Origin of the sequence: Dactylosporangium sp. NPDC051485, from assembly GCF_040682015.1 — a bacterium.
Classification (GTDB): Bacteria; Actinomycetota; Actinomycetes; order Mycobacteriales; family Micromonosporaceae; genus Dactylosporangium.
In genome coordinates, this window is the sequence record NZ_JBFAZW010000089.1 from 1 (window position 1) to 14,486 (window position 14,486).

Below are 14,486 nucleotides of genomic sequence, written 5' to 3' on the forward strand. Positions count from 1 at the left end.
GGTGACGACGGGGCCACGGATCGCGCGTTCGGCTCGGTTGTTGTCCAGCCCGATCATCGGGTAGTCGCGGTGCGCGATCAGGCCGGCCCATTCCCCGTCCAGAGTGGCCAGGGCCTTCTTCGCCGGTTCTTTCAGCCCGGGCATGGCCATCTGCTTGCTGCGGGTTTCGTCGATCGCGTCGATCGCGGTGTCCCAGCCGGTGTACGCCTCGGCGAGGCGGGCCGCGGCGGTGGTGTCGCCCGCGGCGGGTACCGCGGCGTGCTGCCACGCCGCCATCAGCTCATCCCGGACTCAACCCCGCAACACTCCAGGCCAGTGGGGCATCGAGAATCTCGTCCACTGGCCAGGCGACGTGGTCTTCGGCGAGGACCAGCAGGGCGCGTACATCGGCAACGGCCCGCACACCATGGCGATCCTACGCAACCTGGTCCTCGGTCTGTTCCGTCTGGCGCGGGTCTCCCAGGTCAAGCGCCTGACCGAGAGCATCGCCGCGGACCGGATGCGGATCCTGCCGGTGCTGGCCGCAGCCCTCAAACGTTGATCAACAAGTCCTGATCGACTTTGAAATCCCCCTGCGGGAATGCCGAACGACACAATCCTGCTCACGAATAGTGGCGAAATGGTTGCCGAAGACCCGGATGCCTCACGGGACGGTTCGACGCCCGGAGTGCACTTGAAAGTCCACGATCACCCTAGCACCGCCACGCTGACCATGAAACTGGGCCGCGAATCTCATCCATCGACACACGACAATGGCTTAGTTCGCGCCGTCATTTTTTCCGCAATCAGTCCGCATAGGCACGGGCCTGACTCGCGTACAACTGCGCATACCGGCCGTCCAGCGCCACCAGCTCGTCGTGCGTGCCCTGCTCGACGATGCGGCCGCCGTCGAGCACTACGACAAGGTCGGCCAGGCGCACCGTCGACAGCCGGTGCGTGACGAACAGCGTCACGCCGCCGACCATTACCGCCACCTCCTTCGCCATCGCCTGGTACGCGTCGACAAGCCGCTGCTCCGCCATGGCGTCCAGCGCGGAAGCCGGCTCGTCCAGAGCGAGCAACAGCGGCCTCGTCCGCATCAGCGTGCGGGCGAAACCGACACGCTGCCACTGCCCGCCGGACAGATCCTGCCCGTCGCCGTAAGCCATCCCCAGCAGCGCGTCCGGGCCGCCCACGCGCTCGGCGAGCACATCGGCGCCGGCCCGCTCGACGGCGACGCCGACAGCCTCACGCGACTCCACCTCCGGCAGATTGCCGATGCCGACGCTGTGCTGCAACGACAACTCGACCTTCGCGAAGTCCTGGAACAGTGCTGCGACCCGCGTCCGCCACAGCTCGGGCGACACCTCGGCAAGGTCGACTCCGTTGACCAGCAGCCTGCCCCGGGTCGGCGCATACAGCCCGAGCAGCAGCGCGATGAGAGTGCTCTTGCCCGCGCCGTTCTCCCCGACGAGGGCTACCGAGCGACCCGCCGGCAACCGCAGGTCGACGTCGTGCAGCGTCTCCGCGGCTGCGCCGGGATACGTGAATCCGACGGCCTCCAGGCAGATGCCGTCACCGACGGACGCCGGAGCCGGTGTGTCCATCGCGGGGCCGGCCCCCGCACTGTTCTCCCGCTCGAGCGCGAAGAAACGGCGCACGCCGGCGGCAGAGCGGTGCACCACACCCAGCAGGTCCAGGCCACTGGCCATCTGCGCGCCGATCTGCGTCGCCAGCGACACGACCAGCACGACGTCTCCGATGCTGGCCTCACCGCGGCGGCCCATCGTGTAGACCCACAGCACCGAGCCGACGTACGCTAGGGCGAACAGCACCTGCCCACCCGCCATCAGCAACGCATGCCTGCCCTGCGCACGGCGCATCGCAGACCCGTAGGCCCCCAGAAGCCGGTCCTGCTGGGCGACGAAATACGCCGCACTCCCCGCGATCTGAATCTCCTTGTGGCTGGCCGGATTTGTGGTCAGCAGCCGCAGGTGCCGGATGGAGCGGGTCGTCGGCGACTGCTCCTCGCGGGTGACCTGCAGAATCTGCTCGGCCCGTTGGCCGAGAAAGATCGGCGCGAGCGCGACGATCGGCAGCACCAGCAGCACCGGCGAAAGCGTGGCCAGCAGAACGGTCGTGAACAGCACCTGGGCCACGATCGCGCCGAGCTGAAGACCCGACTGGACCGTCATGCGCATCTGCAGCACATCCTGGCGCAGCAGGTCGATCCGGTCACCGAACGCGGGGTCGTCGCGGCGGTCCAGCCGGCTCGTGCCGTTGACGAGCCGGATCAGGTCGCGGTTGAGCTGCTCATCGGTCAGCTCGGACAGCTCGAAGTAGTAGATGTGGGCGAAGTTGTCCAGCGTCAGCTCGATACCGAGCGCGCCGGCAGCCACCACGGCCCACCGCACGGCGAGGTCGGGCTGCCCGGCCGCCACGCCGTCGACAAGCCAGCCGAGGCTCACCGCCACCGCAGGTGTGGCCAGCGCCGCCAGCAGCAGCATCCCGGCACCGGCCAGCAGACGCCCGCGGTCCAGCCGCCAGCCCAGCACGAACATGTACCGCAGGCCGTACAGCGTCTCAGTCAAGGTCCGGTCCCCTCCCGGCCGGTCCACCCTCGGCGCCGGCATGCTCGAAGCGGCGCGCCTGCACAGCGAACATGCGCGCGTAGATGCCGCCCTCCGCAACCAGCTCGTTGTGGCTGCCGGACTCCGTGACCCGGCCGCCGTCGAGCACGACGATGCGGTCGGCGCGGCGCACGGACGAGAACCGGTGCGAGATGATCACACTGGTGACACCGCGGGTGAGGTCCAGGAACCGGTCGTAGAACTCCGCCTCGCCGCGGGCGTCGAGCTGCGAGGTCGGCTCGTCCAGCACCAGCACCGAAGCGCCGTGCCGCACGGCGAACAACGACCGGGCCATGGCAAGGCGCTGCCACTGCCCGCCGGAGAGCTCACGACCACCGGGCAGCGCGCGGGTCAGCGGGGTCTCCAGCCCTGCCGGCAGACCGGCCGTCAGATCGCCCAGCCCGACCCGCTCCAGCTCCGCGAGGATGCCGGCGCTGTCGTCGCGGTGACCGATCGCGCTCATCGCGACGTTGTCACGCAGGCTCGTCTCATAGCGGATGAAGTCCTGGAACGTCACCGCGATCGCATTGGTCCACGCCGCCGGGTCAACGTCGCGCAGATCGTGGCCGTCCACGGTGACGACGCCGGCGTCCGGGCGATACAGCCCTGCCAGCAGCTTCACCAGGGTCGTCTTGCCGGCCCCGTTGACGCCGACGATCGCGGTCGACGTGCCGGCCCGCAGCTCCAGGTCGAGCCCGTCGATGACCGGCTGGTCGGGCCGGTAACCGAAGTGGACACCGCAGAAGCGGATGCCGGAACGGGCCCGCTCGACCCGCACGCCGGTGCCGGCCCTCGCCCCGGACCGCCGTTGCTCGGCGATGGCATCGCGGGCGATCTGATCGATCTCCAGCAGCGCCTCCCAGGCGACACGCCCGAACACCATCTTGATGTCAGACTCCTGGAACACGATGCCGAACCGCGCGCACAGCGCGAGCGCCTGCACCGCCATGACCGTCGCGCCGACCTCCGCCGGATCCGGCGCACCCCCGCCCGCTGTCCGGGACACGATGACCAGGGCCGTGGCGGCACCCACCATAGCCAGGACGGTGTAGAGCACGAACGGCCGGCCGTACAATCGGCGCCGCCAGTACCACAGCGTGCGGTGCAGTCCGCCCGCCTCGGCGGTGTACCGGTCGCCCACCCAGCTGACGAGGCCGAGGGTGCGGATGTCCTTGGCGGCACGCGTGCTCGTGGCCAGCTCCCGCACATACGTGGCACGCCGGTTCAGCGGCGTGAACTGCTTGTTGAGCCGGCCCCAGTGGAAGAATGCCTCGGAACGGCCACGGCGAATGATCAGAGCGATGACGGCGGCCGTCACAGCCGCCCACGGGCCGGAGGTGACAGCCAGGATGACGACCGCACCGCACAGCTGCGTATACCGCGCCACCAGCGCCAGGCCGCCCTCGGTCGCCGCCCCGGGTGTGAACGTCCACTGCTCGAAGACCTCACCGACCATGCTCAGCCGGTCAGCGACGTCGGAACGCTCGATCACCGCCAGCGGCGCGTCCAGCAGTACAAAGCTGACCAAACGCGTCAGGCAATAGTGGTCGATCCGCCGGGCGATCTCCTTGGACGCAAGCAGCTGCAGCGGTGCGAGGCACTGCTGCAGGATGAACGCGCCGAGCGCCAAGCCGAGCCAGCGCCCGGCGGCGTCGAGGTCGCCACCCGCAGCCAGGTGCTGCAGTGCGATGCCGATGCCCACCATGAAGGCCACCGGCGCCAGGCCACAAAGAACATGCAGGGCGAGCGTCCCACCGACGAGAACGCCACCCGCCTGACGCGCGAGCAGGACCAGCTGACCGGCCGCCTCCCGCCGCTGCCGCTCGCGGTTGATGATGCCACGGAAAGCACGATTGGGCAGCGAACTTCGCGCTGCGCCGACATCACCCACAGCGCCCCCCGTACGTGGTCGCGCACTTACCTTGCATCCTCACAAACCTCGATATCGGTGTCAAACGCAGCGCACCGGCCAACATCACCTTCCGTCAATAGCCGATACAGCATGAACGCGCATTTGCCTCGTAACTATTCGGTAGTGCCGGGGCAAAGACCGCCCCCACTACTCCGGCAAGCACAAACGCCATGGCGTGAACGTGCAGGTCCTCGCCGACCCGCACGGCCGACTCGTCTGGCTGTCACCGGCCCTGCCCGGCGCGACCCACGACCCGACCGCCGCCCGCGCCCACGGCATCATCGCCGCGCTCACCGCTGCCGCGGTCGCAACCCTGGCCGACAAGGCCTACCGCGGCGCCGGCGGCGCTGTCGGCGTCCCGCACTACGGCCGCGACCTGCTCTCCCGGATGCGGGACTGCAACCACAGCCACAACCAGATCCGCGGCATCGGCGAACGCGCCAACGCCACCCTCAAGACCTGGCGTCTGCTACGCAGGCTGCGCTGCTGCCCACAGCAAGCCACCGCACTGACCGCCGCCATCCTCGTCCTTCAACACATCGAAGAGCGGCGCGGATGAGGTTGGAAAAGACTCAATTAGCCCAAACCCATATTGGAGTGGAGATGCCCGAAGGTTGGCAGTGGGATCAGACCCTGTTCAACGATAGCGCCGCCTACTACGAACAGGGCCGGTTGCCATACGCGCCAGGATATGCGGAGCTGCTCGCCGACAAGCTCGGCCAGCGCGGTCAAGGCCGGCTCCTGGACGTCGGCTGCGGACCCGGGCTGGCGACGCTCGCGCTGGCGCCGTACTTCGCCGAGATGGTCGGCGTCGATCCCGATCCGGACATGCTGGTCGAGGCGCAGCGGCGGGCCGAGCGGCTCGGTGTGCAGAACGCGAGCCGGAGCGAGGCGCGCGCCGAGGACCTTCCGGCCGGGCTCGGTGTCCTCCGCGCGGTGCTCTTCGCCCAGTCGTTCCACTGGACGGACCGGGAGCGGGTCGCCGCGGCCGCGTTCGAGATGATCGAGCCGGGTGGGTACTTCGCTCACCTGAGCGACCTGAAGGAGCCCCGGGCCGACCCGGCCCCGCTGCCGCATCCGGCGCCGCCGTTCGCGGCGATCGCGTCCGTGGTGCGGACCTACCTGGGTGAGGTGCGCCGGGCCGGGCAGGGCGTCCTGCAGCACGGCACCCAGAGCGGCGAACGCGCGATCATCGAGGGTGCCGGGTTCGTGGGGTACCAGCGTCTGCATGTGCCGTCCGGTGCTGTGGTCGACCGCAGCCCGGACGACATCGTCGCGTGGGTCTTCTCCCGTTCCGATTCGGCCCCGCACCTCTTCGGCGAGCGGCGCGACGAGTTCGAGCGCGACCTGCGGTCGCTGCTGCACACCGAGTCGCCCGAGGGAGTCTTCTCCGAGCAGTTGCCGGACACCGAGATCTGGTACTGGCAGAAGCCGTCTCGCGACTGAATCGACCCGGTCGTCCGTCATGCGGCGGACGGCTGGCCGTCGGCGGATGTCGTCACGGCGCCCCTCAACGATCTGGATGGGCGGCACGGTGCGCGCTCCTCGCGGATCGGCAACTGATGGAAGTCGATCCCGGTCAGCGCTTCATGATGATCAATGTTACCGTTGTTAGGGCGCTGGGGACATCGGACTGCGCGTCGGTGTGCCGGTCCGGCGCCGATCGGTGCTGTGCCCGCCCGTCACGCCTCAACACTGGGCAGTGTGACTCGGATGCCGCTGCTGTAGCGTGACGCTATTCTGCGAAGGAATCACTCATGCGTGATGTCATCGACGTGGAAGTGCTCCGCCGGCACTATCGAGACGATGGATTCTGTTTGACGCCACCAGTCGTCCCACAGGACCTCCTCGACGAGTCGACGGCGGCGGCGGAGGCCGTTGCCGCGGGTGAGTCCGACACCGGCATGGCGCCGAAACTGCGGGAGCGGGAGCGGGAGCGGGGCGACGGGCCGCAGCGGCTCGTGAAGATCGCCGAGCCGCACAACTGCAGCCATGTGCTGCGAAGGCTGGTCATGCATCCGGGTGTCTGGTCGCTGGTGGCCGCGGTGACGGGGGCGCGGGCGCTGCAGGTGTGGGCCGTGGACCTGTTCATCAAGCGTCCGACTGATGAGGCGCCGGTCGGAAACATTGGCTGGCATCAGGACGGCCCCTTCGCGCCGTACTGGCACGGTGACATCTTCACCGTGTGGCTCGCGCTGTCGGCTGTGTCGGCTGATGCGTCACCGCTGCGCTATGTGCCCGGATCCCAGCGTCTCGGCCCACTCGGCCGTGCGGACCTCTTCCAGACCGACCTGGACCCCGAACGGACCGGTCTGGCGCTGCCGGAGGGATTCCACTGGAGCGAGGCGGCGGCGGTGGTCCCGGCCGGCGGCTTCGCCATGCATCACCGCGACATGCTGCACGCGAGCGGGCCGAACCGATCTGCGGAGTCGCGTCGTTCGTTGGCGATCCGGGTGCGCACGGACCGGTGTGTGATGGATGCCGACGCCGACACCGAACGCTTTGTGCGTCTCCGGGACGAGGTACTCGCGCCGGTCGTCCATGGCGACGCCGGGCTGCTGGCGATGTGAGAGCGCCTCCGGGCGTGCTCGCCACATGCTCGGATCTCGTGGCCGCGATCGTGGAGCGCGGCGGTGCCTGGACCACGTTCGGCGACCGACCGGCGAAGCGGACGAACTGGTGGACGATCGATCAGGGGTCGCGCAGCGCCGCCTCGACGGCCCGTTCGTGCACGGCACCGGCCCGTACGACGACGGGTTCGGCGGTGCAGTCCACGACGGTCAGCCCGATGCCGAGCGGGCACACGCCGCCGTCCACGAGCAGGTCGATCGGCGCGGCGTAGGCGTCGGCGAAGGCCAGCACGGCGGCGGCGCTGAGGGCCGGTGCGCGTTGCTCGGGCGTCCGGCCGTCGCTGCGGCTGACGACCGCCGCGGCGATCGGGTTGCGGACCCGGCCGGCGAGCGCACCGAGCAGTCCCGGCTCGCGGGTGACCAGCGGGGGACCGGCGCCGAGCCACGGGCGGCGTCCGGCGTCGTCGGGGCGCCGCCACGGCAACCGCAGGGCCAGGTCGCCCGGCCAGAGCCGATCGGCGAGCCGCCGGGCGGCCGGTGACAGGACGAACCGGTCGGTGACCGCCTCGTCGGTGGGCAGGACCAGTGCCAGGGGTTTGGTCATGGGGCGGCCCTTGCCGGCGAAGATGCTGCCGCACGCGTGCTCGTTGCCGGAGTCGGCGCACAGCATGTACCACCGCCGGGTCGGCATCGCGACGATGCCGCCGGCGTCGATGACGTCGCCGGCCGCGTCAAGTGCTGCCGGGTTCGTCGCCGTCAGGACGGCCACGGCGGCCATCAGCGGCGCATCCACAGATCGCCGGGGCCGCCGGAGGGCAGGAATCCGGCTGTCGCCGCGAGCGTGGACGCTTCGGCGAAGCCGCGGGCGATCTGCTCAGGGCGGTGGGCATCGCTGCCGAAGGCGATCGCCTGGCCGCCCTCGAGCCGCCACCACCGCAGCAGGTGCTGGTCGAACCGGACATTGGTGTTCACCTCGAGCACCTTGCCGGTGGCGGCAAGGACGGCGAAGACGGCGCGGTAGTCTTCCTCGAAGTCCGTCACGAGGTGTTCGCCCGCCGCCTGGGGCCAGAACCGGGCGGCGTAGTTGATGTGGGCGAGGACGTGGAAGCCGGTGAAGGCCAGCGTCAGGCGGTGCACCTCGGCGAGGTACCGCCGGACGACCTGGTGCGGAGGTTCGGCCTCGAATGCTGCGTCGACGGTCGTGGCGCCGGTGGCGCCCGGCAGCGTGTGCACGGAGGCCAGGATGCGTTCGAAGCCGGTGCCGTCGAGCACTTCGGCAGCGCGCTGCCGGTGACGGTGCGGTTCGCCGAGTTCGATTCCGGACACGATGCGCAGGCCGGGGAATCGTTCCCGGCAGGCTTCGATGCTCCGCAGGTACCGGGCGACGTCCAGCGGCGGCGGGGTGAGCACCCGGTCGGCGATCATCGGCCGCTTCCACTCCTGTGGTTTTGCGGCGTCGGCGATGCGGCGCGGGGTGAAGTCCGCGTGGTCGGTGAGCGCGATCGACGGCAGGCCGAGCTCGGCGGCGCGACGGCACGCCTGTTCCATCGACGCGTACGGCGCGTCCCAGGAACACTCGCTGTGGACGTGTGCGTCGGCGGGTGGTCCGGTGGCGTCAGCAGCGGCCGGTTCCGGCTGGCTCATTCGGTGCCGTGTCCGGTCGGCTTGCGCACCAGCATCGATCCGATGGCGAGGCCGTCGAGGCCGGAGCCGTAGAACGAGCGCAGCGCGTCGAGCGGTGAGTGCACGATCGGCTCGTTGGCGAGGTTGAATGAGGTGTTCATGACGATCTGCGGGTGGCCGCGGGTGGCCAGGCGGTCCAGCAGCCGGCGGTACGGGGCCGGGGATTCCTCGTCGAGCACCTGCGGCCGGCATGAGCCGTCGACGTGGACGACGGCCGGATCTCGTCGCGCATCTCTTCGCGCACCTGGCAGGCGGCCAGCATGAATCGCGACGGTCCGGGGTTGATCAGGTACTTCTCGGCGGCCGCTGCGGACATGCTGGGGGCGAGTGGTCGCCATTGCTCACGGCGTTTGACGGAGTTGACGCGGTGGTGCATCGGGCACTTTAGCGGCGAGGCGAGGATGGATCGTTGCCCGAGGGCACGGAGTCCGAACTCGGCCCGGCCCTGGAACCAGCCGACGACCTGACCGTCGGTGATGAGTTCGGCGACCGTGTCGGCGATGTCGTCGACGACGGTGTAGGGCACCGCTCGGGCGTGCAGCGCGTCGCGGATCTGATCGTCGGTGAACTCCGGGCCGAGCTCCGCCGAGGCGAGCGCCTGGCCGCTCCGTTCGCCGGCTGCGGCCGCGATGGCCAGGGCCGCGCCGGCGCTGGTGCCTCCGTCGCCGCTGGCGGGGAAGACGACGAGCTTGTCGACGTACGGCGACTGAGCGATCAGTCCGTTGGCGGTGCAGTTGAGGCCGACGCCGCCGGCGAGCGCGACGTTGTGGCAACCGGAATCGCGGACCGCGTGTTCGACGATGTGCAGGAGTGCCTGTTCGAGCACGTGCTGGCCCGTCGCTGCGACCGCGCGTGCGGCGGCGCCGGTGTCGACGTCGGGCTCGAGCCGCGCAGTGTCGGCGTTGTACCGGAACCGTTCCGGATGGGCGGCTCCGTAGCGCTCCTTCAGGCGGGCGATCCACGCCTGGATCAGCGGCGGGCCGTAGTTCGGCTGCTCCTGTCCGAGGGGGGCCAGGCCGGTGTGATAACCGCCGTCGTCGTGCGGTGCGAAGGGCATCCAGCTCTCGTCCGGCGTGCCGTAGGAGGCCAGGCCCATGACCTTGCCCTCCTGGCCCCACTTGAAGCCGAGGTAGCGGGTCAGCCCGAGGTAGAACATTCCCAGCGACTCGCTGATCGGCCAGTGCCGTTTCACCTCGATCGTGCCCGCTCGCCCGTGGGCGAGCAGTGTCGCGATGCGGTCCCCGACACCGTCGGTGCTGGTGATCGCGGCCTCGTCGAAGCCGGAGGTGTGGCAGGCCGCGGCGGCGTGCGCGATGGGGTGTGTCACCTGCTCGCATCGGGGCGGCCGGGCGCCGGCGAAATACGGGTGCGCCAGCAGGCCGCCGACCATGTCGAGCTGGACGTCGGCGGAGGCGTCGGACAGCCAGCTTGTCGCGAAGACGTCCACATCGGACAGTGTGATGCCGGCCGTGGTCAGGCTGTAGGCGGTTGCCTCGACGGGCACCTGTTCCTTCGCGTGCCTGAGGCGGATGAAGCGTTCCTCCTCGGCGAGCGCGACGAGCTGCCCATCCTCCACGAGGGCGGCCGATGCGTCGTGGCGCAGGCCGACCGCGAGGCCTATCACAATCATGGTTTCTCCCCGTGAGCCGTGGCTGCCAAAATCGACACTTCGACGTGAAGCGCAGACGTGCGGCGTGGAGCTGTCACCGCATCAAGCTTTGTCGATCTCTGGCAACGTGTCCACCCCTGCACGGGTTCCGCATGGTGACCGGCGACGATGGTCTGCGCGGGTCGGCGCGGCGGACGGTTTCCCGGCGGCGTCAGCGTGCGGGTCGGCCTCGGCCAGCTCCATCGCGGCCCGGAGCTCGGCGCGGAGGAGTGCGGACTCGGGGAACCCGCCGGTTTCGACCTCCTCGAGGCCGGGTGTCGTCTGAAAGGTGGTCTTCACTTGCTCGCCGGTGACCTCGAACAGGACGACGCCCAACTGCTCCAGCCCGGTCGGCAGCTTCTGCGTCTCCTCGCGGTGCACGAGGAAGGCGGTCGACGGTCCCCAGATCTCGAACTGTTCGCCCAGCCAGGTCTTGCGATATCGGTGCACGTCGCCGTTGGAGACGCCGAGCAGTCGTGACCCGCTCAGGATGTGCAGGATGCGATCCCGGTCGGCCGGGTCGACGGCGCCTTGCCGGCCGTCGCTGCCGCAGTATCCGGTCCAGAGGGACTTGTGCAGGAACAGGATGATCGCACGCCCTTCGACCTCGGCTGCGATGTTGGAAAGCCACTGCCACTGGTGCTGTTCCTCGGCCAGTCCGGTGCCGAAGACCTGGCTGTTGATGCCGATGAGGGCCACGTCGCCGAACCAGTGCAGCCACTGGGCCGGGCCGAAGTGGCGACGGAACCGGGCCACGCGTTCGTCCGTCGCCGTCCACCATGTGTGCTCGTAGGGTTCCCCGACGTCGTGATTGCCCGGGATGAACAGCATCGGGGCCCGGATGAGGCCGAGCAGGTCCTTGGCCGCGCGGAAGTCGTCCTCGGCGTCGGGATTGGACAGCACCGAGTCGCCGGCGTGGACGACGAGATTCGGTGACAGCGTGTCATTCACGAACGCCGCGATCGCGCGGAAGTTGCGCCGCAGCGGGCCGTCCCAGCGTGACAGGTGCGTGTCGGAGATCTGGACCAGACGCAGTGTCGTGTCGTCGGCAGTGGACGTTGTCATGTCACTCCTCAGCGATGCCGGTGAATGGCACGGTCAGGGGATGCCGGGGAACGTCGGCGATCGATCGGCGCGGTGACACCGAACGCATCGGTTTGATTGCAGTCGATCGATGGTACCCCGGGATGACGTCCGCGCCCGGACGCGCATCAGTGCTCAGTGTATTCACGAAGCCGGGGATCCGGATGGCACGGACTGGTGCGCCCGTGACCCCCGGCGCCGATCCCGGGCGCCCGTGCCGCCGCGGCCGCGCGATGCTCGCGCCGGTCGTATACGGGGATCCGCGGCTGCTCGCAAGCCAGGTGCGGAAGGTTTGCGGTTGGTGCCAAGTGGCATTGGCGCCGATTTTGTTCCTCGTATGGGGGTTGACATTCATCGACGTCACCGGGTTTTCTGAAGGTGCTGGAGCGGAACGCCTCATCGCACTGCCGAGGCGCCACACGGGGAGTCGACGGGGATCTGCCGGGGGTTGGTGCGCTCCGGATGCCGCATTTTCGACGTCCGTCGTGTCCGTTGTTCATTCCGGGCGCTCGGGTCTACGCGGGCAAACGTGACGGATCGCCGGTCGATGACGATCGTAGTGACGACGCTGTGATGTCGTTCCCCACGAACCGGTGACGCGTCGTCGGAGACGGTGGCAATCCCATACCGGGGGGCGAAGACCGACGAAGTTGGTGAGTTTTGAAGACACGCGCGCATCACGCGACGACGATGCGGTCCGTCCTGGTTCTCGCCGGTGAGGGGCCGTACTTCAAGAACAGCACGTACTACCACGGGACGATGTTCGACCGTGGCGCGACGTATCCGCTGGCCTCGGAATACTCCACGCACCCCCTCAGCGGGCTGCGCCTGACCGACCTGCGATACCACGACAGCACCGGCGTTCACCCACTGCTGCGGCCGAAACGCGGTGCGGTGCCGCACCTGACGTCCTACACGCTGGAGTCGATTCTCCTCGCCGCGCAGCGCCCGTTCGAGGTGTTCGACCTGCTCGACGTCTGGGAACTGCAGCGCGACCCGGCCGGCCGGCACGATGTGGTGTTCCTGTCGACGACGTTCATCTGCGACAATCGGACCCTCGGCCGGGCCTTGGCCTGGATCGGCGAGCGTTTCGGCGGGGCGACGGTGGTGCTCGGCGGGCAGTACAGCAACCTCAAGTTCGACCGCATCATGCACCAGTACCCTGACGTGGACATCATCGTGCGCGGTGACGGCGAGGCGGCGATCCCGCTGCTGCTGCGGGCGCTGGACGACGGCGGTGACCTCGATGAGGTGCCGAATCTGGTCGTGCGCACCGGGCCCGGGACATACCGGCAGACGGCGTTTCACTACATCGACCTGGAGGAGCACCCGTCGCCCGGGTTCGGCACGCTGCAGCGAACGGTGGTGCCGTACGAGTCGATGCGCGGTTGCCCGTTCTCGTGCCGGTTCTGTTCGTTTCCGATGGCGTCGCCGAAGTGGCGGTACAAGTCGGCCGGGAAGATCGCGGCGGACTGGGCCCGCTACCGCGAGGTCAACGGGGCCCGGCACATCCGGGCCATGGACTCGACCTTCACCGTGCCGCCGCGGCGGATGCGGGAACTGCTGGACCTGTTGCCGGCCGTCGACGTCACCTGGGAGGCCTACACCCGCGCGAACGTCCTGACCGGTCGTGACACAGTGCAGCAGTTCGCCGATGCGCACTGCGCCACGCTGTCGATCGGTTTCGAGTCCATGAGCCCGAAATCGCTGGACCTGATGCACAAGCAGGTGCGCGCCGAGCACAACCGGACGGCGCACGAGGCACTGTCGGACGGGCCGGTCAAGTACCGCTGCTCGTTCATGGTGGGGTACCCGGGTGAGGCGCCCGAGGACTACGAGCTGACGCATGACTTCCTGACCAGCGAGTACACCGGTCACTTCATGCTCTCGGTGTTCTCGATGACCGACGAGACCATGCCGGTGTGGCAGGACGCGGAGCGCCTCGGTATCCGGGTCGACGACTTCGAGGATCCGGACTCCGGCTGGGACCACGTCGGCATGGACTCCACGACCGCGCGCAAACTGCATCGGCGCACCCTCGACGAGGTGCGGCTGCGCAACGACCGTGCGGTGCTGCTGCTGTGGCAGTCGGACTATCACACCCCGCTCGTTCCAGGCCTGTCGGTCAAGGAGAACCTCTGGGCCGAGAAGCTCGTCGAGCGTCTCGGCATGCTGCCTGTGGATGTGGCAGATCCGCGGGATCGCGTCGATGCTGCGGTTGCGCTCCTCGGCTCGCTGCAGCGCCTCGGCGTACGGGCAAGCAATCCCGCGTTGGACGGATGGCCAGGAGAGATGGCGTGACAAACGGTTATGAGACCAGGTACCTCCGCTACGGCCAGACCCCCGAGGCCGGGGAGACCGGCGTGCTCTATTGCGATCCGCTGACCTCACTTGTCGCCTATCCGTCGTTCGAGCAGCATCTGATCGATCTGCTGCCGACGCTTGCCGCGGACGAGTTGCACATCGCGATCGGCGATGTCGACGGTCTTCGGGAGTACGTGATGGAGCGGCGCGCTGTGGACCCCTACAGCTTCGGGCACCTCGCCGGGAACGCGTGCATGCGGACGGTGGGTGCGCTGACGGTCGAGTGGGCTGCGACGGAGCTCAAGGAGGTCGGCTTCCACATCTGCGGCACGTTCGGCGGTGACGAGGTGATCATCGCCGCAGCCGGGACCAGCCACGAGGCGTTCACCCAGAAGGTCAACGTGCTGGCCCGGGACATGAAGGCGTCGTCGCCGCGGCCGGTCAGCTTCGCGCTGGCGACGTCGAAGCCGTGCGTGCTCGATCCGGCCGACGCGCGCAACGCCTACCGCATGCTGGTGTCAGCCGTCGACGCGGAGCTGTTCGCTGTCAAGGGCAGCGCGCGGTTCGCGGGCGGTCATCTGGAAGGCGTCGTGATCGACCTCGGTGCCATCTCCCTGGTGGAGCGCCCGGGTGTGGACGACATCGAAGAAGCCGTGACGATCGGAGGCGGAAGGTGA

The 14,486-nt window shown here is 69.0% G+C and carries 11 protein-coding genes and 2 pseudogenes; 6 read left to right on the plus strand and 7 right to left on the minus strand.

Annotated elements, in window-relative coordinates; translation table 11 throughout:
- Window positions 1-276: transposase (locus tag AB0M46_RS37390; RefSeq protein ID WP_363344129.1), on the minus strand; the 276-nt coding region annotated here is incomplete at its 3' end.
- A 76-nt stretch (window positions 277-352) separates the two neighbouring features.
- Between AB0M46_RS37390 and AB0M46_RS37395 the strand changes: the two genes are divergently transcribed.
- On the plus strand, window positions 353-541 hold the full coding sequence (locus AB0M46_RS37395) for a hypothetical protein (protein ID WP_363344130.1): 189 nt from the start codon (window positions 353-355) through the stop codon (window positions 539-541).
- A gap of 244 nt (window positions 542-785) precedes the next feature.
- On the opposite strand, the gene AB0M46_RS37400 is transcribed toward AB0M46_RS37395, so the two are convergent.
- Window positions 786-2,540 (minus strand): ABC transporter ATP-binding protein, encoded by a 1,755-nt coding sequence (locus AB0M46_RS37400; RefSeq protein WP_363344132.1) that lies wholly within the window; start codon window positions 2,538-2,540, stop codon window positions 786-788.
- Window positions 2,541-2,562: 22 nt separating this feature from the next.
- Window positions 2,563-4,500, minus strand: a complete 1,938-nt coding sequence (locus AB0M46_RS37405; RefSeq protein WP_363344134.1) for an ABC transporter ATP-binding protein — start codon at window positions 4,498-4,500, stop codon at window positions 2,563-2,565.
- 157 nt (window positions 4,501-4,657) lie between these two features.
- On the opposite strand from AB0M46_RS37405, the pseudogene AB0M46_RS37410 reads away from it, so the two are divergent.
- From AB0M46_RS37410 to AB0M46_RS37420, 3 genes and pseudogenes are all read left to right on the plus strand, one after another.
- Window positions 4,658-5,080, plus strand: a pseudogene (locus AB0M46_RS37410) (transposase family protein); the annotation flags it as partial.
- Between the two features lie 44 nt (window positions 5,081-5,124).
- Window positions 5,125-5,967: a class I SAM-dependent methyltransferase gene (locus AB0M46_RS37415; RefSeq protein ID WP_363344136.1), complete on the plus strand. Its 843-nt coding sequence runs from the start codon at window positions 5,125-5,127 to the stop codon at window positions 5,965-5,967.
- Window positions 5,968-6,278: 311 nt separating this feature from the next.
- Window positions 6,279-7,091 carry a phytanoyl-CoA dioxygenase family protein gene (locus AB0M46_RS37420; RefSeq protein ID WP_363344138.1) on the plus strand — a complete coding sequence of 271 codons (813 nt, stop codon included), beginning with the start codon at window positions 6,279-6,281 and terminating at the stop codon, window positions 7,089-7,091.
- 121 nt (window positions 7,092-7,212) lie between these two features.
- Here AB0M46_RS37420 and AB0M46_RS37425 read toward each other — a convergent pair whose 3' ends face one another.
- The 4 genes and pseudogenes from AB0M46_RS37425 to AB0M46_RS37440 form a co-directional block, all read right to left on the minus strand.
- Window positions 7,213-7,869: a Sua5/YciO/YrdC/YwlC family protein gene (locus AB0M46_RS37425; protein ID WP_363344140.1), complete on the minus strand. Its 657-nt coding sequence runs from the start codon at window positions 7,867-7,869 to the stop codon at window positions 7,213-7,215.
- A complete protein-coding gene (locus tag AB0M46_RS37430; protein WP_363344142.1) occupies window positions 7,869-8,735 on the minus strand; it encodes a PHP domain-containing protein in 867 nt (288 codons plus the stop codon). Before AB0M46_RS37430 ends, AB0M46_RS37425 begins: the two co-directional genes overlap by 1 nt.
- Window positions 8,732-10,404: pseudogene (locus tag AB0M46_RS37435) on the minus strand (carbamoyltransferase C-terminal domain-containing protein). Before AB0M46_RS37435 ends, AB0M46_RS37430 begins: the two are co-directional and overlap by 4 nt.
- Window positions 10,405-10,485: 81 nt before the next feature.
- A complete protein-coding gene (locus tag AB0M46_RS37440) occupies window positions 10,486-11,487 on the minus strand; it encodes a metallophosphoesterase (protein WP_363344144.1) in 1,002 nt (333 codons plus the stop codon).
- A gap of 708 nt (window positions 11,488-12,195) precedes the next feature.
- Between AB0M46_RS37440 and AB0M46_RS37445 the strand changes: the two genes are divergently transcribed.
- Together AB0M46_RS37445 and AB0M46_RS37450 are read left to right on the plus strand one after the other, a co-directional pair.
- Window positions 12,196-13,806: a radical SAM protein gene (locus tag AB0M46_RS37445; protein WP_363344146.1), complete on the plus strand. Its 1,611-nt coding sequence runs from the start codon at window positions 12,196-12,198 to the stop codon at window positions 13,804-13,806.
- Between the two features lie 62 nt (window positions 13,807-13,868).
- Window positions 13,869-14,486: a hypothetical protein gene (locus AB0M46_RS37450; RefSeq protein WP_363344148.1), complete on the plus strand. Its 618-nt coding sequence runs from the start codon at window positions 13,869-13,871 to the stop codon at window positions 14,484-14,486.